19 protein-coding genes are annotated in these 20,774 nt (G+C 62.9%); 13 read left to right on the forward strand and 6 right to left on the reverse strand.

Annotated features, from left to right (window positions below; translation table 11 throughout):
- Positions 1-28: 28 nt before the first annotated feature.
- The 7 genes from Q7F16_RS12300 (at position 29) to Q7F16_RS12330 (ending at position 8,389) form a co-directional block, all read left to right on the forward strand.
- Positions 29-643 carry a response regulator gene (locus tag Q7F16_RS12300; protein WP_442086932.1) on the forward strand — a complete coding sequence of 205 codons (615 nt, stop codon included), beginning with the start codon at positions 29-31 and terminating at the stop codon, positions 641-643.
- 227 nt (positions 644-870) lie between these two features.
- Positions 871-1,737, forward strand: coding sequence for a pirin family protein (locus Q7F16_RS12305; RefSeq protein WP_018602869.1), 867 nt, complete (start codon positions 871-873; stop codon positions 1,735-1,737).
- Positions 1,738-1,944: 207 nt separating this feature from the next.
- Positions 1,945-3,387 carry a mechanosensitive ion channel domain-containing protein gene (locus Q7F16_RS12310; protein WP_409556193.1) on the forward strand — a complete coding sequence of 481 codons (1,443 nt, stop codon included), beginning with the start codon at positions 1,945-1,947 and terminating at the stop codon, positions 3,385-3,387.
- A gap of 295 nt (positions 3,388-3,682) precedes the next feature.
- Positions 3,683-4,123, forward strand: coding sequence for a carboxymuconolactone decarboxylase family protein (locus Q7F16_RS12315; protein WP_003203930.1), 441 nt, complete (start codon positions 3,683-3,685; stop codon positions 4,121-4,123).
- Positions 4,124-4,331: 208 nt separating this feature from the next.
- Positions 4,332-4,832 (forward strand): sigma-70 family RNA polymerase sigma factor, encoded by a 501-nt coding sequence (locus Q7F16_RS12320; RefSeq protein ID WP_014337424.1) that lies wholly within the window; start codon positions 4,332-4,334, stop codon positions 4,830-4,832.
- Positions 4,833-4,869: 37 nt separating this feature from the next.
- Positions 4,870-5,853, forward strand: coding sequence for a FecR family protein (locus tag Q7F16_RS12325; RefSeq protein WP_409556194.1), 984 nt, complete (start codon positions 4,870-4,872; stop codon positions 5,851-5,853).
- A 97-nt stretch (positions 5,854-5,950) separates the two neighbouring features.
- Positions 5,951-8,389 carry a TonB-dependent siderophore receptor gene (locus Q7F16_RS12330; RefSeq protein ID WP_409556195.1) on the forward strand — a complete coding sequence of 813 codons (2,439 nt, stop codon included), beginning with the start codon at positions 5,951-5,953 and terminating at the stop codon, positions 8,387-8,389.
- Between the two features lie 196 nt (positions 8,390-8,585).
- On the opposite strand, the gene Q7F16_RS12335 is transcribed toward Q7F16_RS12330, so the two are convergent.
- Complete coding sequence (locus Q7F16_RS12335; protein WP_409556196.1) at positions 8,586-9,737, reverse strand: MFS transporter; 1,152 nt, start codon at positions 9,735-9,737, stop codon at positions 8,586-8,588.
- Positions 9,738-9,906: 169 nt separating this feature from the next.
- Between Q7F16_RS12335 and Q7F16_RS12340 the strand changes: the two genes are divergently transcribed.
- Entirely contained in the window at positions 9,907-10,899 is a 993-nt protein-coding gene (locus tag Q7F16_RS12340; RefSeq protein WP_409556197.1) for a diaminopimelate epimerase, read from the forward strand.
- Positions 10,900-10,965: 66 nt separating this feature from the next.
- Here Q7F16_RS12340 and codA read toward each other — a convergent pair whose 3' ends face one another.
- The 5 genes from codA to Q7F16_RS12365 form a co-directional block, all read right to left on the reverse strand.
- Positions 10,966-12,213, reverse strand: a complete 1,248-nt coding sequence (codA, locus tag Q7F16_RS12345) for a cytosine deaminase (RefSeq protein WP_409556198.1) — start codon at positions 12,211-12,213, stop codon at positions 10,966-10,968.
- 12 nt (positions 12,214-12,225) lie between these two features.
- The gene (gene codB, locus Q7F16_RS12350; protein WP_024617695.1) at positions 12,226-13,497 is read right to left on the reverse strand and encodes a cytosine permease; all 1,272 of its coding nucleotides are present in this window, start codon (positions 13,495-13,497) and stop codon (positions 12,226-12,228) included.
- A gap of 178 nt (positions 13,498-13,675) precedes the next feature.
- Positions 13,676-14,506 carry an alpha/beta fold hydrolase gene (locus Q7F16_RS12355; RefSeq protein WP_409556199.1) on the reverse strand — a complete coding sequence of 277 codons (831 nt, stop codon included), beginning with the start codon at positions 14,504-14,506 and terminating at the stop codon, positions 13,676-13,678.
- A gap of 205 nt (positions 14,507-14,711) precedes the next feature.
- A complete protein-coding gene (gene queD, locus Q7F16_RS12360; protein WP_003203918.1) occupies positions 14,712-15,068 on the reverse strand; it encodes a 6-carboxytetrahydropterin synthase QueD in 357 nt (118 codons plus the stop codon).
- Between the two features lie 82 nt (positions 15,069-15,150).
- Entirely contained in the window at positions 15,151-16,230 is a 1,080-nt protein-coding gene (locus tag Q7F16_RS12365; RefSeq protein ID WP_409556200.1) for a patatin-like phospholipase family protein, read from the reverse strand.
- A 166-nt stretch (positions 16,231-16,396) separates the two neighbouring features.
- On the opposite strand from Q7F16_RS12365, the gene Q7F16_RS12370 reads away from it, so the two are divergent.
- The 5 genes from Q7F16_RS12370 (at position 16,397) to Q7F16_RS12390 (ending at position 20,608) form a co-directional block, all read left to right on the forward strand.
- Complete coding sequence (locus Q7F16_RS12370; protein ID WP_024619823.1) at positions 16,397-16,705, forward strand: PepSY domain-containing protein; 309 nt, start codon at positions 16,397-16,399, stop codon at positions 16,703-16,705.
- Complete coding sequence (locus Q7F16_RS12375; RefSeq protein WP_024619824.1) at positions 16,705-17,016, forward strand: PepSY domain-containing protein; 312 nt, start codon at positions 16,705-16,707, stop codon at positions 17,014-17,016. The genes Q7F16_RS12370 and Q7F16_RS12375 overlap by 1 nt, the downstream gene beginning before the upstream one ends.
- Entirely contained in the window at positions 17,016-17,684 is a 669-nt protein-coding gene (locus Q7F16_RS12380; RefSeq protein ID WP_014337435.1) for a response regulator transcription factor, read from the forward strand. Before Q7F16_RS12375 ends, Q7F16_RS12380 begins: the two co-directional genes overlap by 1 nt.
- Positions 17,681-18,994, forward strand: a complete 1,314-nt coding sequence (locus Q7F16_RS12385; RefSeq protein WP_014337436.1) for a sensor histidine kinase — start codon at positions 17,681-17,683, stop codon at positions 18,992-18,994. Before Q7F16_RS12380 ends, Q7F16_RS12385 begins: the two co-directional genes overlap by 4 nt.
- Positions 18,995-19,291: 297 nt before the next feature.
- Entirely contained in the window at positions 19,292-20,608 is a 1,317-nt protein-coding gene (locus Q7F16_RS12390) for a Na+/H+ antiporter family protein (RefSeq protein WP_161798358.1), read from the forward strand.
- Positions 20,609-20,774 lie beyond the last annotated feature (166 nt).

The following is a 20,774-nucleotide window of genomic DNA, read 5'->3' on the forward strand; positions in this document are numbered from 1 at the left end:
GCCGTTTGTAATGACCTGGGGAATTGCCTTGAAAGACGTGTTGATCGTGGATGACCACCCTGTCATACGGGGGGCACTGCGGCTTATTTGCCAGAATGAGGCGTTCATCCATATCCGGGACGCCAGCGGCGCGGCCGATGCCAGGGCCCTCATCAAGGAGTGTGCGCCAGACCTGGTGATCCTCGACCTGGTGATGAACGGTTTCGATGGCCTGGACCTGCTGGTCTGGATCATGGCCCAGTTCCCTGAGTGCAGCGTGCTGGTGTTCACTTCCCAGGATGCGCAGCACTTCTGCAACCGCTGCATCTCGGCCGGGGCCCGGGGCTTTGTGACCAAGAAAAGCGACCTCAAGGAGCTGACCAAGGCGATCCAGGCCTTGAAGTCCGGTTATGCCTATTTTCCGCAGATGTCCGTCAGGCTGGATTTTCAGCAGCGCAGCGAACAACAGGCGCTGGAAAGTCTTTCTACTCGCGAGCTGTCCATCCTGCGCATGCTGGCCATGGGCATGCGCGGCAAGGACATCGCCGAAAGCCTGTTCCTGAGCCCAAAAACCGTCAGCACCTACAAGACTCGCCTGCTGGAAAAGCTTGGCCTGCAATCCTTGGTGGGGCTGTCGGAATTTGCCAAGCGCAATCACCTCTAACTGAATTGACCCCAAACCTGTGGGAGCGAGCTTGCTCGCGATAGCGGTCTGCCCGTCGATGCATCTTCGGCTGATACACCGCTATCGCGAGCAAGCTCGCTCCCACAGGTTTTTCAGTCGTTCTCCAGATAGAACGCTAAAGCCGATTTTTGCAGTCTAGTGCTGCAAAGGTGTCGGTTCTAAGCTGTGTCCATTAAATCGCAGTACCTGATTTTTGGAGACGCAGCATGAAAAACATCATCGGCCTCTACACCAGTCCACGGCCCCATTGGGTCGGCGATGGCTTCCAGGTTCGTACGCTGTTTTCCTACGACAACCTGGGCAAGCACGTCAGCCCGTTCCTGCTGCTGGACCACGCCGCCCCCACTGAGTTCACGCCCACTACTGAACGTCGTGGCGTCGGCCAGCACCCGCATCGCGGTTTCGAAACCGTGACCATCGTCTACCAGGGCGAACTGGAGCACCGTGACTCCACCGGCAGCGGCGGCAAGATTGGCCCTGGCGACGTGCAATGGATGACCGCCGCTTCCGGCATCATCCACGAAGAGTTCCACTCCGAAGCCTTCGCCCGGCAGGGCGGGTTCATGGAGATGGTCCAGTTGTGGGTCAACCTGCCCGCCAAGGACAAGATGGCCCCGGCCGGCTACCAGACGATCCTCAAGGGCGACATTCCGAACATCGCCCTGAAGGACAACGCCGGCAGCCTGCGCCTGATTGCCGGGCGCTTCGAAGGGCAGCAAGGCCCCGCCAGGACCTTCACGCCCATCGACGTCTGGGACATTCGCTTGAATGCCGGGAAAAACCTCATCCTTGATCTGCACGAAGGCCACAACACCGCGTTGGTGGTCTTGCGAGGCTCGGTCCAGGCCAATGGCCGCGAACGGGTCGAGGCCGGGCAAATGGCCCTGTTCGACCGGGCTGGCGACCAATTGAGCCTGCAAGCCAATAACGATGCCGTGGTGTTGCTGCTCAGTGGTGAGCCGATCGACGAACCCATCGTCGGTCATGGTCCGTTCGTGATGAACAGCGAGCAGGAAATCCATCAGGCCTTCAACGATTTCCACTCGGGGCGTTTTGGCCGGATGGACGATTGAGGCGAAACAGCAGCCACGCTGAACCCATTGTGGGAGCGAGCTTGCTCGCGATAGCGGTAGGACACTCAATGATGGGTTGACTGTCAGACCGCCATCGCGAGCAAGCTCGCTCCCACAAATGGGGATCTGCATGGGGAACTGTGGGGAACTCTACAGCGCGTTCATTCTGTGCCAATCTTCGCCAATCGCCTTCCTGGAGCTGTCCCGATGCTGTCTCTGATCTCCGAGCACCCGCTGCTCTGTGCCCTGGCGCTGCTGGTGCTCGACCTGTTGATGTGGCATTTGGTCAGTTCGGCTCGGATCTATTGGAAAGTCGGCGCAAGGCTGGTGATTTTTTCGTTGTTCAGCGTGCTGCTGTTCAACGAGGGCCTCAACCCCATGGTCCCGGCACAGTGGGTTGACGATGTGCCGCGGCACCTGGCGGCTACCGGTTTGCAGATCGCCTGGTGGCTGTTTGCCGCGCGAACCCTGACGGTGCTGATCGGTGCGGCGATGATGCAACGGGTCGGTCACACCGGGCGGTTGTTGCAGGATTTGCTCGGCGCGGTGATTTTCCTGATCGCCGTCATCGCCGCAATGGCCTACGTGCTGGATCTGCCGGTCAAGGGCGTGCTGGCCACGTCCGGCGCCATGGCGATCATCGTCGGCCTGGCCTTGCAGAGCACCCTCAGCGACGTGTTCTCCGGGATCGTGCTCAACACCACCAAGCCCTATCAGCTCGATGATTGGATTTCCATCGACGGCACCGAAGGCCGGGTCACCGACATCGACTGGCGAGCCACGCGCTTGCAGACCGCTCAGGGCAGCATGGCGGTGATTCCCAACTCGTTGGCGGCCAAGGCCAAGGTCATCAACTTCAGTCGACCCAGCGATGTCCATGGCTTGTCCATCAGCATCCAGGTCAGCCCTCACGCGCGGCCACAAACCGTGATCGACGCGTTGGAGCGGGCGATGATTGGCTGTCGTTCCCTGCTCGCCAGCCCGACACCCAGCGTCGCCCTCAAAAGCAGCGGCAGTGGCGGCGCGGAGTACGAGATCAGCGGGTTCGTTGCCTCCATGGCGCAGAAACGCACTGTGCGCAACCAGCTGTTCGACCTGGCGTTCCGGCATTTGCAGGCGTCGGGCGTGAGCCTGTTGTCCACCAGTGAAAGCGCGGCTCCCCAGGCGCTGTCGCGGCCCCGGGCGTTGCTGGAAAGCTCGAACATTTTCTCTACCCTGCGCCAGGACGAGAAAGAGACCTTCAGCCAGAACATGACCCTGCAGACCTTCCGTGCAGGTGATGTGATCCTGGCGGCCGGGGAGGTCAGTGATCATCTGTTCATCATCGAGTCCGGGGTGGTCAGCGTGACCCTCATGCGCAACGGCCAGCCACTCGAGGGCGGGCGCATGGGGCCGGGGGAGGTGATCGGCGAAGCCGGGATCGTCGCCGAGCAAGCGGCGCTGGCGAATTTTACCGCCAAGACTTTCTGCACCCTGTACCGCATCGAGAACAGCTACCTCAAGCCATGCCTCGAGGCCCGTCGCGACATCAACGACGCGATGAAAAACCTGCTGGACGTACGCATGCACCTGGCCCAGAACCTGACCCGCGAAGCCCCCAAGCCCATCGCCAAGAAACGCTTCCTGCAATGGTTGCGCAGCCGGGCCTGAAGCACTCTCGAAGTCCCGAGGCCTCCCTGTGGCGAGGGAGCTTGCTCCCGCTGGGTGGCGCAGCCGCCCCAAATGGGCCTGACACCATTTCCCTGGCGGACCGCGTCGGCTGGGTTACGACTGCTTCGCAGCCGAGCGGGAGCAAGCTCCCTCGCCACAAGAGCCTCCAGGTCTCCTTACAGGTAAACCCCGACGCGTACCCCATTGGCCACCCGAACTTCCCAACAATTGGCTATTTGTACCGCGCCACTGCACGGCTAACGTAGCGCTACACCCAATTGTCCTGGAGTTCACCATGCAACCGCGTATCGATTTCTACACCGCTTCCCCTGATGCTTTCAAAGCCATGCTGGCCCTGGAAACCGCCGTCTCGAAACTGGGCCTGGAGAAGTCCCTGCTGGAGCTGGTCAAGCTGCGCTCCTCGCAAATCAATGGCTGTGCTTTCTGCATCGACATGCACACCGCCGATGCCCGCAAGGACGGCGAGACCGAACGTCGGCTGTACGCCGTGACCGCTTGGCGCGAAGCACCGTTTTTCACCGGTCGTGAGCGCGCGGCACTGGCCTGGACCGAAGCCCTGACCCGCCTGAGCGACACCCATGCGCCGGACGCCGACTATGCCTTGCTGAGCGAGCATTTCAGCCCCAAGGAAATGGTCGACCTGACCGTGGCGATCAACGCCATCAATGGCTGGAACCGCTTGGCGGTGGGCTTTCGCAAGATGCCTGAAGCGTAGTCAGCAGAAAAAAATACCTGTGGGGTGAGCCTGTGGGAGCACACCTGTGGGAGCAAAGCTTGCTCGCGATAGCGGTCCAATAGTCCATGCCCCATTGACTGACACACCGCCATCGCGAGCAAGCTTTGCTCCCACACGGATTTAATCGGTTTGCTTCGCCTTAATAATAACAATTACTATTCACGCCCCGTTTCCACAGCGCGCCGTGATGACCCCCAAGCTGCCCCGCAGACCCGGCTTTTTCGAGCATTACGAAGAGTTGATCGGCACCTGGACCCGTCGCCTGCGCAATCGCCAGCAGGCCGAGGACCTGGCCCACGACACCTTCGTGCGGGTGCTTGAGTCCGATTCGAGCGGGGTCGAGCAGCCGCGGGCCTATCTGCATCAGACGGCACGCAACATTGCAGTGGATGGCTATCGGCGCGAAGATCGAAGGGGAGCCATGGAAGAGGCGGTCATCGACCCTGGTCAGTCGTTTTCAGGCGACCCGGAGCACTTCATGCACGCGATCCAACTGGCGGACGCCATCGAGCAAGCGCTTGCCGAGCTACCGGCCAACTGCCGCACGGTGTTCGTCTGGCAGAAGATCGAAGGCCTGACCCAGGCGGAAATCGCCGAGCGCCTGGGCCTGTCAAAAAACATGGTGGAAAAGTATATGATCCGCACCCTGCGGCATCTGCGCGATCGTCTGGATGGGCCTGGCCAATGATCCGTCGCCATCTTCCACCTGAGCCACAGGACCTTCCATGATGGATAGCCGTGAATGCCCGTGCGGGCAGGACAAGGTTCGCGACGCGGCGGCGCAATGGTTCGTGCGCTTGCAAGCGCCCGCCATGAGTATCGAGGAGCGCCAGGGTTTCGAAGCCTGGCTGGACGAACATCCCAACCACCGCGACGAAATCCAATTGCTCCAGGGCATCTGGAGCGCCACCGACCTGTTGCCCAAGGAACGCCTGCAAGCCCTGTGCGAACCACCTGCCGAACGTCCCAGGCACCGACCGCTGTTGCGCTACGCGGTGGCCGCCGGGCTGTTCGCGGTGGCGCTGGGGTTGGGGCTGTTCAGTGGCTTGAGTTCTTCCACTGACTACAGCGGCGAATACGCCACCGCCTTCGGTGAGCGTCGGCATATCGCCTTGCCGGACGGCTCGGTGATCGACCTCAACAGCCGCAGCCGCGTGCGCATTGAGTTCGCACACCATCAACGCCGGGTGGAGCTGGCCGAAGGCGAGGCCTTGTTCACGGTCGAGCATGATGCTGGCCGGCCGTTCACCGTCGATGCGGGTAACGGCCAGGTGACGGTGACCGGGACGCGCTTCGACGTGCGCCGCGATGCCGACAAGACCCGGGTGGCGGTGGCGCAGGGCAGCGTCAAGGTTCAGGGCCGCGCTGCGCCCCAGGCCCAGTTCGTCAGCCTGACGGCCGGCCTCGGCACCCAGATCGATGCCCAGGGCAAAGTTGCCACACCTTACGCGGTCAACGCTGAGGCGCTCACCGCCTGGCGCAACGGCAAACTGGTGTTCGACAACGCGCCGCTCAAGGAAGTGGCTGAAGAAGTCTCCCGTTATCGCGCCCAGCCTCTGCGGGTCGGCAGCGCGACGGTGGGCAACCTGCGCCTGACCAGTGTGTTCCGCGCCGACGATCCCGAGGCCCTGCTCAAGGCGCTGCCGAACATCCTGCCGGTGGCCGTGCGCAGCCTGGATGACGGCAGCCAGGAAATAATTGCGAAATAAATTCAGGTTTTTTTCGAGTTCATCGTCTTCTTGTCCAACTGCAACTGGTTTGCATTAACAGACGCGTATTCTTGCGATCAACAGGACAAGGTTCGACGTGAAAACCCTCGCCAAAAACAACAACCGTACCCCCGCACGCTGGCTGCCGCTGGCCCTGACCCTGGCGGTCAGCGCCGCACTGCCCCAGGCGTTCGCCGACCAGGCCGCCACCGCCATTCACATCCAGGCGCAGCCGTTGGGCCAAGCCTTGAGCCAGCTCGGCCAGCAAACCGCGTTGCAGGTGTTCTTCAGCCCCGAGCTGGTGGCCGGCAAGCAAGCGCCGGCGGTGGATGGCAACCTGTCCTCGGAAGCGGCCTTGCGTCAACTGCTGCAGGGCAGTGGCCTGCAATACCAAATCGATGACGGTTCGGCGACCGTGTTGCCGGCGCCATCGGCCTCCAACGCCGGCCCGCTGGAGCTGGGCGCCACTGAAATCCAGGTGGTTGGCGACTGGCTCGGCGATGCCAACGCCGAGGTGGTGCAGAACCACCCTGGTGCGCGTACGGTGATCCGCCGCGAAGCCATGGTGGAGCAAGGCGCGATGAACGTCGGTGATGTGCTGCGGCGCGTGCCGGGTGTGCAAGTGCAGGAGGCCAACGGCACCGGCGGCAGCGACATTTCCCTGAACGTCGGCGTGCGCGGCCTCACTTCGCGCTTGTCGCCACGCTCAACGGTGTTGATCGATGGCGTGCCGGCAGCGTTCGCGCCCTACGGCCAGCCGCAACTGTCCATGGCACCGATTTCCGCGGGCAACCTGGACAGCATCGACGTGGTGCGCGGTGCCGGGTCCGTGCGCTATGGACCGCAGAACGTCGGCGGGGTGATCAACTTCGTGACCCGCGCGATCCCGGAAAAAGCCACCGGTGAAATCGGCACCACCCTGGAAACCTCCCAGCGCGGCGGTTGGAAGCACATCGACACGGCTTTCCTCGGTGGCACCGCCGACAACGGCCTGGGCGTGGCGCTGTTGTATTCGGGCGTCAATGGCAACGGGTATCGCCGGAGCAACCAGGGCAACGACATCGACGACGTGATTCTCAAGACCCATTGGGCGCCGACCGATGTCGATGACTTCTCGCTGAACTTCCACTACTACGACGCCAAGGCCGACATGCCCGGTGGCCTGAAACAGGCCCAATACGATGCGGACCCGTACCAGTCCGACCGTGATTGGGACAACTTCAGCGGCCGGCGCAAGGACGTGTCGTTCAAGTGGATCCGTGAGATCAACGAGCGCACCCAGGCCGAGGTGCTGACCTATTACTCCGACAGTTACCGGGGCAGCACCATCGCTTCCCGGGACCAGCGCAACCTGGTGTCCTACCCGCGCACCTATTACACCTTTGGCATCGAGCCTCGGGTGTCTCACGTGTTCGACCTGGGCGCCACCACCCAGGAGGCCAGCGTCGGTTATCGCTACCTCAAGGAAGGCATGCACGAAGAGGCCAGCCGCCTGGCGTTGCGTAATAACGAGCCGGTTGTGCGTCCGGGTGCCGACGGTCACGTCTACCAGGACCGTACCGGCGGCACTGAAGCCCACGCGGTGTATATCGATGACAAGATCGATGTCGGCAAGTGGACCATCACCCCGGGTATCCGCTTCGAAAGCATCAGCACCGAATGGCACGACCGCCCGGTGCTCGACACCGCCGGCCGCCCGGTGCAGGAAAAACGCCGCAGCATCGACAGCAACGAACCGCTGCCGGCCCTGAGCGTGATGTATCACCTGTCCGACGCCTGGAAGCTGTTCGCCAACTACGAGACCTCGTTTGGCAGCCTGCAGTATTTCCAGCTCGGCCAGGGCGGCGACGGCAACAACACCGCCAACGGCCTGAGCCCGGAAAAGGCCAAGACCTATGAGATCGGCACGCGCTACAACGATGACGTGTGGGGCGGGGAAGTGACGCTGTTCTACATCGACTTCGACGACGAGTTGCAGTACATCAGCAACGACGTGGGCTGGACCAACATGGGTGCGACCAAGCACCAGGGCCTGGAGGCTTCGGTACACTACGACATGGCCGCCCTCGACCCACGCCTCGAAGGCCTCACCGCCAACGCCGGTTTCACCTACACCCGCGCGACTTACGAGGGCGAGATCCCGAGCTTCAAGGGCCGTGACCTGCCGTTTTATTCCCGCCAGGTGGCCAACGTGGGCCTGCGCTACAACGTCAACCGCTGGACCTACAACCTCGACGCCTTTGCCCAGTCCAAGCAGCGCTCACCGGGCAACAGCGTGAACGCCGATGGCAGCTTCAGCGGCGACTACATCACCGATGGCACCGCCGATGGGCAGTACGGCGACATGCCGGGCTACGTGCTCTGGAACGTACGCGCCGGCTACGACTTCGGCGCGCAGCTGTCGAACCTGAAAGTCGGTGCCGGGGTGAAAAACCTGTTCGATCACCAGTACTACACCCGTTCCAGCGACAACAACTCAGGCATTTATGTCGGCGCACCGCGCACGTTCTTTGTGCAGGCGAGTGTGGGGTTCTGATGAAAACCCAGGGTTGAACGTACCCTTGTGGCGAGGGAGCTTGCTCCCGCTGGGTCGCGAAGCGACCCCAAAACCTGCTGAATGCAGAGCCTCAGGCACACCGCACCCACTGGTTTACGACTGCTTCGCAGCCGAGCGGGAGCAAGCTCCCTCGCCACAGGGAATGGTGTGAAACCTCAACAAGCGGTGCGAAGCCTCAAACCTTCAACACTTTGCCACTGGCCGCCACCGCCACCAGCGATATCGCAATCAACCCAAAGGCAATGCTCAAGCTGCTGCCATGGGCGACGAAGCCGATCAGCGCCGGGCCGGCGAGGATGCCGGCGTAGCCGATGGTGGTGATGGCTGGAACAGCGATGGCCTCTGGCATCAAGGTCTGTTTGCCGACGGCGGTGTACAGCACCGGCACGATGTTCGAACACCCGGCGCCCACCAACGCATAGCCCAGTAGCGCGGCTTGCCACATCGGTGCGAGGGTCGCCAACAGGAAGCCGGCTGCCGCGATCGATCCGCCATAGATGATCACGCGCTTGGCGCCCAAGCGATGCACCACTGAATCGCCGGTCAGTCGGCCGACGGTCATGGTCAGCGCGAAGGCGGCATAACCCAGCCCGGCATAGGCGGTATCCACCGCACGTTCGGTGGTCAGGAACACGGCGCTCCAGTCCAGCACCGCGCCTTCGGCCAGGAACACGATGAAGCAGAGGATGCCGATGAACAGCACCACGCCGTGGGGAATGGCGAACGCCGGTCCCGAGCTTTCACTGCCGTAAGGCAGCAGGTGCGGCGCAGCCTTGAACAACGCCACCAGCAGCACCCCATTGACCACCAGCGTCGCTCCCAGCGGCGAAAGCCCCAGGCCAAGCAGGGCGCTCACACCCGCCGCGCCAATGATCCCGCCGAGACTGAACATGCCGTGGAAACCCGACATCATGGTCTTGCCACTGGCCCGTTCGACGATCACCGCTTGCAGGTTCACGGTCGAGTCCACGGTGCCGAGCCCGGCGCCAAACAGGAACAAGGCGGCCACCAGCCAGGGCAGGGAAGTCATCGTTGCCAGCAACGGCAACGCCAGGCAAATCAGGAGCGTGCCGCCGCTGAGCACCCGACGGCAGCCGAACCGCGCCGCCAGCGCGCCGGAAATCGGCATCGCCAGGATCGACCCGACCCCCAGGCACAACAGCAGTAACCCGAGGGTGCCTTCATCCAGGTTCGCCCGCACCTTGGCGTAAGGCACCAGCGGCGCCCAGGCGGCGATGCCGATGCCGGCGATGAGATAGGCAATGCGGGTGGACATCTGTTCCAGGCGTCCGGGGATAAAGGTGGGCGGGGGCGTAATGGCAGTCATGAAACGTCCTTGGCTTTCGTGCGGTGCGGTGATGCAGGCAGGGGCCTATGCTTGCATATCCACTGACCGCACCGCGACCCCAAGGTGTCGGCCAAAGCGTGGGCTTTGCTCCCTCAGCCTTCGCCAGCATAAAGTACCGGCCCTAGCTGGCTGATTCCGGGTCTGGTCCATGACGCAGTTCTATGATGCACGCGGCAATATTTATGGCGTCGTTTCGCCGCAACAGGTGCGTGACTACGGCATTGATTTGCCGCCTTCAGCCGCCCTGGCTGCACAGCGGCGCGAGTCCTGGGCCTCGGCTGCCGTGCGTGCTTTCTGCAGTTGGGCGCCGGGCGAAGCAGCACCGGACGCCAAGGCCCATCGCAGTGACGGCCTGTTGATCGGTCCGTTCCAGAGCGAACCGCCTTTTGATCTGTTGATCGTCAACACCGACGGCACCCTGGCCGAACGCAGCGGCAATGGCCTGACGATTTTCTCCCAGGCGCTGCAAGAGCAAGGCTTGATGCCGGGGGCGGGTGAGTGTGTGCTGCAGGTTCATCATGACAAACCTGAGGGTATCTCCCCGCTGCAAACCTCGGTTCGCGCCGCTGAATTCGACGGTGTTCAAGGCTTCTGGCTGGACCTGGGCAAACCGCTGTTCGGGCCCCAGGCTGTTGGCGCCCAGGAGGTCGAGAGCGTGCTGTTCAACCAATGCGATGTCAGCCGTGTGGCGGCGCTTTACCGGTTGAACCCAGCGTGGGGCCACAGCCAGTTCGTGAGCCTCGGCAATCCTCATTGCGTGACGCTGGTGGCCGGTGCCGAAGGGTTGCCGAGCAATTCGCAGATGCGTGCTACGGCGCTGGCGCAAAGCCTGGTTCGCCTCGCCTATGCTGCGCCAGGTGGCGCCGGGCTGCCGTGCCCCAGCGGGGTGAATCTGCAATGGGCCAGCCCGGAAGCCGAAGGGCGAATCGCCGCCCGGGTGTTTGAGCGCGGCGAAGGGCCCACGGCTTCCTCGGGCACCAGCGCCAGTGCCGTGGCCAGCGCGGCGTGGCGGGTGGGCTGGGTGCAGGCGGGGGCGGTGAGTGTGGTGATGCCGGGGGGGACTGCGCCGATTTTGCTGGAAGAAGAGGCGGGTGAGTTGGTGCGGGTCAGGCTGTTTGGGACGGCGCGGTCTGTGCCCTAGCGTCTCTGGACGTTCTGTGGTGCGACTGATGCCGCTATCGCGAGCAAGCTCGCTCCCACAGGGGAATCAGCCTGGCTGCTGCGCAAACTCCACCACCGGCATCTGCCGCTTCATCAGCACTTCACCGTTGCGAATCGAGTAGAGCGGCAAGCCCTGGCTGCGGATCACTTCGTAGTCACTGTCCGCCGACAGGATCAGCAGGTTCGCCGGGCGCCCGGGTTCCAGCCCGTAGCGCTCGCCCAGGGCCATGGCCTTGGCGCTGTTGTCGGTGACCAGGTCCAGGGCGCTTTGCAGGTTGCGGTAGCCGAGCATGTGGCAGATATGCAGCCCGGCTTCGAGGACCCGCAGGATATTGCCGTTGCCCAGCGGGTACCACGGGTCGACGATGGAGTCCTGGCCGAAGCACACGTTCATCCCGGCTTCGAGCAGTTCATTGACCCGGGTGACACCGCGGCGTTTGGGGAAGGTGTCGAAACGGCCTTGCAGGTGAATGCTTTCGGTCGGGCAAGAGACGAAGCTGATGCCCGAGTGCCCGAGCAGGCGGAACAGCTTGGCGCAGTAGGCGTTGTCGTAGGAGCCCATGGCCGTGGTGTGGCTGGCGGTGACGCGCGCGCCCATGTCGCGGCTGCGGGCTTCTTCAGCGAGCACTTCGAGGAAGCGTGAGTGCGGGTCGTCGGTTTCGTCGCAATGCACATCCACCAGGCAGCCGGTGCGCTCGGCCAGGTCCATGAGGAATTTCACCGAGCTGACGCCCTGGTCGCGGGTGTACTCGAAGTGGGGAATGCCGCCGACCACATCGGCGCCCATGCGGATGGCTTCTTCCATCAGCTCGCGGCCGTTGCGGTAGGACTCGATGCCTTCCTGGGGAAACGCGACGATCTGCAGGTCGATCAGGTGACGGCTTTCCTCGCGCACCTCCAGCAGCGCCTTGAGGGCCGTGAGTTCGGGGTCGGTCACGTCAACGTGGGTGCGTACATGCTGGATGCCATGGGCGGCGAGGGTCTGGATGGTTTTCTTGGCGCGGGTCTTGGTGTCTTCTTCGGTGATGGTGGCCTTGCGTTCGCCCCAGCACTCGATGCCTTCGAACAGCGTGCCGCTCATGTTCCAGCGCGGTTCGCCGGCAGTGAGGGTCGCGTCCAGGTGAATGTGCGGTTCGACGAAGGGTGGGACCACCAGGTTACCGCCGGCATCGAGGTCTTCCGGGCCGAGGCTGGGGGCCTCGGTCTGGCGGGCGATGTTGCTGATCAGGCCGTTTTCCAGGTGCAGTTCATGCAAGCCTTCGCGGTTGCGCAGGCGGGCGTTGATGATGTGCATCAGGCGAATCCTTTAGAGGTCTTGTAGGGGCGCATCAGCGGTGCGAGTACCCATTACGCTGATCAATAGCACATACGTTAGCGCGCCGGCAGCGATTCCTACCAGTGGCGCGACCCATGGCGAATTGAACGCCGCGACGGTGCCAACCCCATAGGCCAACAGCCCGGGCCAGTTGAACGCCGGCAGTTGCGCCTCGGCCAGGCGCGGGTAACGACCACGCCAGCGGAAGAAGAAATCGGCCATGATCACCCCGCCAATGGGCGGGATCACGGTGCCCAGCAGGATCAGGTACGGCACCAGCAGATCGTACATGCCCAGCAGCGCCAGCAGCGTGCCGATCACCGCGCCGCCCAGGGTCACGGTTTTGCGCCGACGGGTGCGCAGCAGGTTGCAACCGGCCACGGCGAAGTTGTAGATGGTGTTGTCCTGGGTGCTCCAGATGTTGAGCAGCAACATGGCCATCGCCGCCATGGCGAAGCCCTGCAACAGCAGCACTTCGACCACGTCCGGCTGTTGATAGACGATGGCCCCGTAGGCGCCGATCAGCACCATCAGGCCGTTACCCAGGAAGAAGCCGATCAGGCTCGCCAGCACCGCGACCTTCGCCGAGCGGGAAAACCGTGTCCAGTTGGTCGCTTGGGTCGCGCCGCTGACGAAGGTGCCGAACACCAGCGTGATGGCGGTGGACCAGTCGAGGCTGCCCGTCGGCACGATCGCCAGCAAGCCATCGAGACCGCCGACCTTCACCGTCGCGACCCACATCGACAGCATCAGCAGCAACATCATCGCCGGCACGGCGATGTAGGAGAGGATTTCCAGGCCGCGATAGCCGATGTAGGCCGTGGCGCAGAATCCCAGGCCGAACAGCACCATCAACCCCAGCACGGTGCCTTCGCTCAATTCGAAATACTTGCCCAGCACCACCGCGGCCGTCGCCGTGCCCCAGGCGTACCAGCCGATCTGGGTGAACCCGAGGATCAAGTCACTGAGCTTGCTGCCCACCTCGCCGAAACAGAAACGACCCATGAGCACCGAATTGAGCCCGCTCTTGAAGGCGATGTAGCCCAGGCCTGCGGCGTAGAGGCCCAGCAGCAGATTACCGATGATGATGACCGTGAGCATCTCGGCAAAACCGAACGCCACCCCCAGCTTGCCGCCGGCAAACATCGTGGCGGTGAAAAAGGTGAAACCCAGCAGCACCATGGCCGTGGAGGCCAGGCCTTTGCGAGCGTGCATCGGGACTTCGCTCAAGGGATAGTCGTTGCCCGGATCGTTCTGAGTCATGTGGCGGTCCTTGCGGGTGAGGGATGTCGCAAGCGTGCAGCGGCCGTGCCAAGCGAATGATCGCGAGGTTATTTATAGACAATCCTGGGGATTGGGTGGGCGCAGGGATCGAAAGCGGTGCGGCGGTGATTCAAGTTGGAACACAAACCCCACTACCCACAGGGAAATGCAGTGTTCTTCAGGTCGAGGAATGCAACGCCAGGAACCGCAACACCGCTGCGACGACGGCTTCCGGCGCATCTTCCTGGACCAGGTGCCCGGCGCTCGGGATCGGGTGCAATTGCGCGCCTGGAATCAGCTTATGCAGGGCCCGCCCGCGCTCGATGGGGATCCACTGGTCATCCTCTCCCCAGAGAATCTGCGTCGGGCAGCGCACGTTTGGATAAAGGTCCTGGACCTCGCGGGTATAACACTCGTCCATCTGCGCAATCTGCCGGTAGAACGCCGCCTGGCCCGGTTCGCCAAGCCACGGCTGCACGTAGGGCGCCAGTTCGGCGTCCGGGATGTCCCGCTTGATCGCGCCGCGGATATAGGTCGGCACGATGGCTCGCTGAATGTAGTCGGGCAGGCCGCTGAAGGCGGCTTCATGCTGGCGTACATGCTGCACAAAGGGTGAACCCCAGGGCGACAGCGCCACGGGGTCGATCAGGGTCAGGCTGCGGTAGTCCTTGCCATTGAGCAGGTGCGTGCGCAGGGCCGTGGCGCCGCCAAAGTCATGGGCCACCACGTCCGGGCAGTCCAGGCGCCAATGCTCCAGCAGTTGCGCGAGTAGCTGGTTTTGCACGCCCAGGGACACATCGGCATCGGGTTGCGCGGACTGGCCATACCCCAGCAAGTCGAAGTAATGCACTGTGTGGGTGGCGAAGAACAGCGGGGCGATGCGGTGCCACACGTAGGAAGAGAAGGGTGTGCCGTGGACAAACACCAGCGGTGGGCCATCGCCATGGATGGCGTAGCGGATGGAGTGTCCGTTGAAGTCGTATGTTTGATCCAGCGGCCAGTGGGTCATGCTCGATACTCCCTGAAAATGGCTCAGGGGACCAAGCATAGGCCAATGCTGACGGGGTAGGGAAACCCCAATGGTGGCGCTAGATTTTGTGGGAGCAAGGCTTGCCCGCGATGCAGGCGCCTCGATTCCGAAGAGACTGTGTAATCTTTATCGCGAGCAAGCTTTGCTCCCACAGGTGGGACCCTACAGGCGGATCCCACAGGTTTTATTCGCCGTGGTAGATGCAACCGCTGGTGCAGGTCTCGTGGATGCGGATGGCGCTGAGTTCCGGCAGCAACGGCTTCAATTCATTCCAGATCCATTTGGCCAACACTTCGCTGGTGGGGTTTTCCAGGCCAGGAATGTCGTTGAGGTAGTTGTGGTCCAGGCGCTCGTAGAGCGGCTTGAAGATCGCCTTGATCTCCGAGAAGTCGCGAATCCAGCCGGTGTGCGGATCGATATCGCCGCTCAGGTGGATCGCCACCTTGAACGAGTGACCGTGAAGACGGCCGCACTTGTGGCCGTCCGGCACGTGGGGCAGGCGGTGGGCGGATTCGAAGGTAAACTCTTTGAAAATTTCCACAGGTTCGGGCTCTTTAGATATCGGTCGCGAGGCAGGCGGCGCAGTTTATCAGTTTGATAACGGCGTTGCGCGACCGTGCTGACTAAAGGGTCAGCAAACGCTCGCCCAAGCCGCCGTTGGCCGTCAACTCCAGGAACTCATCACCGAGCCGGCGGCTCTCGTCCATCGCCGTGCGCCAATACTGGCGGCGGCTCGGGTCATCGCCCATGAAACGCTTGAAGTCGTTGCGGTCCGGCAGTTTGCCGTAGGGCAGGCGCGCCAGGTATTCGCGCGACGGCGCCAGCAACAATACGTCCTGCAGGCGGTCGACGTTGCCCCGGCGCCACGGCAGGCCTTTGTCGAACCAGCCGGGAATGACCCGGTCGGTGAAGTGCGGATAGAGCACGATGTCCTCGCCGCTGTAGGGCAGGTCGAGGTGATAGTCCAGCAAGCCGCCGTCGCGGTAGGTGCCGGCACCGGCGCCCGGCAGGTCGCGCACGCCTTCCATGACCATCGGGATCGAGCCCGAGGCCAGCAGGGCCTGGCGCAGGTTGCCGGCCGCCAAGGGGACGAAGCGCGACGGAAAGTCATTCAACGGATGCAGCGGCGGGGCCAGGCGCGGGTCATGGATGATCAACCGTTCGAAATGCCGTGACAGCCGCGCACGACCTCGCAGGTTGTCGGCGATCACCGACGACAACCCCAGCCCCAGCCGGCCGCGATGATCCTGGGCCAGCAGGCCGTGGCTCTTGACCACCATGATGTTGAGCCGGTATCGCGGGTTATCGAGGATCGAAGCGTCGCGGCCGTCGAGCAAGTCTTCGAGCATGCGTTGCGAGCTCTGGCTGACCCCGGCCATGGTCACGCCTTTGGCGAAGCTTTGTTCGTTGTACAAGCTGCCCAGGCGCCGGATTCCCTCGGCGGCGTCCGGCAGGCAGGCGCTGGCGAAGCGCCAGGCCCCCACGGAGGCCCCGATCAGCGAGCGTTCCCGGGGCGCGGCGGGCAGCCATTCACCGAACAGCGCCAGGTCCAGCCCCTGGATGCCCAAGGCCTTGGGGCCACCGGCGGCGCCCGGCAGGATGCCGACGTCGGCGGCGTTCAAGCTGGCCTGGCGAATCCTCCCGAATGCACGGGGGCCGGCCTTGAGGGTGAGGGCGGGAAACTTGATGTGGATGGCGGTCATACCAGTCTCGAATACGGCTAAGCGGCTGATTATAGCGACACAAAACCCTGTGGGAGCGAGCAAGCTCACTCCCACATTGATGTGGGTTCCATGATGGCCATTCAGTTTCAGTTAAGTTCACCCCGATACAGTCCCCCCGATGAAGATTATAAAAAGGAGATAATCCATGAACCGCCTGACTGCCTTTATCATCGCGACCCTCATGGCACTCGGTACGAGCCTGGCTCATGCACGAGACCTGAACGCGGACGAAGCCCGCAAACTGCAAGACGCTGGTACCATCCTGTCCTTCGAAAAACTCAACGCCGCCGCCCTGGCCGAGCACCCTGGTGCCACCTTGACCGATACCGAGCTGGACGAAGAGTACGGCAAGTACATTTACCAGGTGGATCTGCGCGATACGAAGGGCATTGAGTGGGATCTGGAATTGGACGCCACCAACGGCAAGGTGCTCAAGAATCATCAGGATACGTAATGAAGCTTAATCTACGCGCCCATAGTCGATGGACGCTGGCGCTGCTGGCGTTTTGTTCGCTGGCCGTGGCCCGGGACCTGGACCAGGACGAGGCCCTGCAACTGCGCCAGCAGGGTGTGATCCTGCCGCTGGAACAACTGCTGCAACAGGCGCTGGATCGACACCCCGGCGCCAAACTGCTGGAAGCCGAGTTGGAGGAGAAACACGGCGTCTATATTTATGAGGTCGAGCTGCTGGACACCGACGGCGTCGTGCGCGAATTGGACCTGGAGGCCGCGACCGGCCGCTTACTCAAAGATAAGGAAGACTGATGCGCCTGCTTCTGGTGGAAGATCACGTGCCCCTGGCCGACGAACTGATGGCCGGGCTTGCACGCCAGGGCTACGCTGTCGATTGGCTCGCCGATGGCCGCGACGCGGTGTACCAGGGTAGCAGCGAACCCTACGACCTGATCATCCTCGATCTCGGCCTGCCGGGTGTGCCGGGGCTCGAGGTGCTGGCCCAATGGCGTGCCGGTGGCCTGAGCACGCCGGTGCTGATCCTCACCGCCCGCGGGTCTTGGGCCGAGCGCATCGAAGGCCTCAAGGCCGGGGCCGACGATTACCTGACCAAGCCTTTTCATCCTGAAGAGCTGCAGTTGCGGATCCAGGCGTTGCTGCGCCGCTCCCACGGCCAGGTCAACCAGCCAACGCTGAAATCGGCCGGGTTGCACTTGGATGAAGGGCGGCAATGCGTGGTTCGCGACGGCACCGACATCCAGCTCACGGCGGCTGAATTTCGCCTGTTGCGCTATTTCATGCTGCATCCCGAGCAGATCCTCTCCAAAAGTCATCTCGCCGAACACCTGTACGACGGTGAAACCGAGCGCGATTCCAACGTGCTGGAAGTCCACGTCAATCACCTGCGGCGCAAACTGGGACGCAGCGTGATCGAAACCCGTCGCGGCCAGGGTTACCTGTTCGGCGGGCAGGCGCAGTGAGATCCATCCAGCGGCGCCTGAGCCTGGGCCTGATCGGTGTGATGGTGGTGGTCGGCCTGGTCCTGGCGCAAACCAGTCTGTGGCTGTTCGAGCTGGGCTTGCAGCGTTACCTGGAAGCCGGGCTGCGTAACGACAGCGAGAACCTGCTGGTGGCTCTGGTGCGCGGTCCACAGGGCTTGCAACTGGATGAACGACGCCTGTCGCCGGCCTATCAGCGACCGTTTTCCGGGCATTATTTCCGCATCGATTTTGCCGACGTGCACTGGCGCTCCCGTTCCCTGTGGGACCAGGAGTTGCCCCGGCTCGACCACCCGGGCCTGCACAGCAACCTGCAACTGGGGCCGGAAGGCCAGAAGCTGCTGGTGCTGCGTACCGACTATCGGCGGTTGGGCCAGGCGATTTCCATCAGCGTGGCCCAGGACTACACGCCGGTGCGCGACAGCTTTCGCCGGATGCAGCAGATCGGCCTCGGGCTGGGGTTGGCGGGGCTGCTGCTGATTCTGTTGCTGCAACGCATCACCGTGCGCCGTGCCTTGCGTCCGCTGGACCGGGCGCGGGAGCAGATTGCCCAACTGCAGCGCGGGCAACGTTCGCAACTCGACGAACAGGTGCCACGGGAGCTGGAACCGCTGGTGACGCAAATCAACCATCTGCTGGCCCACACCGAAGACAGCCTCAAGCGTTCACGCAATGCCCTGGGCAACCTTGGCCATGCCTTGAAAACCCCACTGGCGGTGCTGCAAAGCCTGGCGTCGAACGAGAAGCTCGACCCGTATCCCGAGCTGCGCAAACTGTTGCTCGATCAACTGGAGCAGGTCCGCCAGCGCCTGAACCGCGAGCTCAACCGCGCCCGCTTGTCCGGCGATGCCTTGCCCGGCGCGCACCTGGACTGCGACGCCGAGCTGCCGGGGTTGCTGGCCACGCTGAACATGATCCACGGCGAACACCTGCACCTGAGCTACGTCGCCCCGCCAGGCCTGCACCTGCCCTGGGACCGTGAGGACCTGCTGGAACTGTTGGGCAACCTGCTGGACAACGCCTGCAAATGGGCCGACGCCGAGGTACGCCTGACCATGACCGAGACGGCCGAAGGGTTCAGCCTGGCCGTGGAGGACGACGGCCCGGGCATCCCGAAGGATCGCCGCGACCAGGTGTTCAGCCGCGGCACGCGATTGGATGAACAGACCGATGGACACGGCCTGGGCCTGGGCATCGTGCGGGACATCGTCGACACCTGGGGTGGCCTGCTGGCGTTGGATGACAGCGAGTGGGGCGGGTTGAAGGTGGTGATCGAGTTGCCCAAGCGCTGACAGCTGTTTCATGGCACCCCTCTCTGTAGGGCGAGCCGCTGTGGGTGGGGCGGGCCTGTGGGAGCAAAGCTTGCTCGCGATAGCATTTTTAAACCCGGCACAGATGTTGTAGGTGACGATGTCATCGCGAGCAAGCTTTGCTCCCACAGGCTCGCTCCCTCAGGGGGCAGTGGTGGCTGCAAATATTACGAGACTTGAAAACCCGCCCCACGGCCCTTGCAGCTTGCCGCCGCTTGCTGCAAAGTCGCGACCTTTTTGTCCGGTGGCTTTCCATCGCTGTGCTTTGAGGTAATGATGATAAATGCAGTAGTTGCCGCGGTTGGCGTCATGCTGGTGCTCAGCCTGGCCCGCGTGCATGTGGTGATCGCGCTGATTATCGGTGCGTTGGTGGGTGGCCTCACGGGCGGCCTGGGGATCGAAGCGACGCTCAAGGCGTTCAATGCCGGCCTGGGTGGCGGTGCGACGGTGGCGTTGTCCTACGCCTTGCTCGGTGCCTTTGCCGTGGCGATTGCCAAGTCTGGCATGGCCCACGCGCTGGCGGATAAAGCCCTGGCCCTGGTGGATCGCCAGGATGCCGCGGGTGGTTCGGGCGTCAAATGGGTGCTGATCGGTTTGCTGGGGACGGTCGCGGTCGCTTCCCAGAACATTCTGCCGATCCACATCGCCTTCATTCCGTTGCTGGTGCCACCGCTTTTGTATGTGCTGACCAAGTTGCAGTTGGATCGCCGGTTGATCGCCTGCGTCATGACCTTCGGCCTGATCACGCCCTACATGTTCCTGCCGGTGGGCTTCGGCAATATCTTCCTCAACGAAATCCTCCTGGCCAACGTCGCTCGCAGCGGTGTGGACGTCAGCGGCATCAACATCACCCACGCCATGGGCATCCCGGCGCTGGGCATGGTGTTCGGCCTGGTGCTGTCGTTTATCACGTATCGCAAGAAGCGTGTCTATGACCTGAAGAAGATCGCCAAGGCCGAGCAAGTGGCCGTGCGCTACAACCCGCTGAGCCTGATGGTGGCCGGGCTGGCGGTGGCGGCGGCGTTCGCGGTGCAACTGCTGGTGGACTCGATGATCATCGGCGCCCTGGTAGGGTTCCTGATTTTCTCGCTGTCGGGGGTGGTGCGCTGGCGCGAGACGGATGACCTGTTCACCGAAGGCATGAAGATGATGGCGATGATCGGCTTCATCATGATCGCCGCCTCAGGGTTCGCCGAAGTGATGAAGGCCACCGGTGAAGTCCAGAGTCTGGTGGAGTCTTCGGCGGCCTGGATTGGCCACAACAAGGGCATTGGCGCGCTGATGATGTTGCTGGTGGGGCTGCTGGTGACCATGGGCATCGGCTCGTCGTTTTCCACGGTGCCGATCCTGGCGACGATTTTCGTGCCGCTGTGTCTGCAACTGGGTTTCAGCCCGCTGGCGATCGTCTGCATTGTCGGCACCGCCGGCGCCTTGGGCGATGCCGGTTCACCTGCCTCGGACTCGACCCTGGGCCCGACCTCCGGCCTGAACATCGACGGCCAGCACCATCATATCTGGGACACCGTGGTCCCGACCTTCATCCACTACAACCTGCCGCTGCTGGCGTTTGGTTGGGTGGCGGCGATGGTGTTGTAGCCTCAAGACCGAGTTGCCTCAATCGCGAGCAGGCTCGCTCCCACAGTGGATTGGGGTGGACACAAGTGTTGTGGACACCACCGAACCCCTGTGGGAGCGAGCTTGCTCGCGATGAGGCCCTTGAATCCAGCGACCCTGCCGACGGACTGTTCACCTTGCCCTACAG

The organism is Pseudomonas sp. Lb2C2 (genome assembly GCF_052112205.1).
Classification (GTDB): domain Bacteria; phylum Pseudomonadota; class Gammaproteobacteria; order Pseudomonadales; family Pseudomonadaceae; genus Aquipseudomonas; species Aquipseudomonas kilonensis.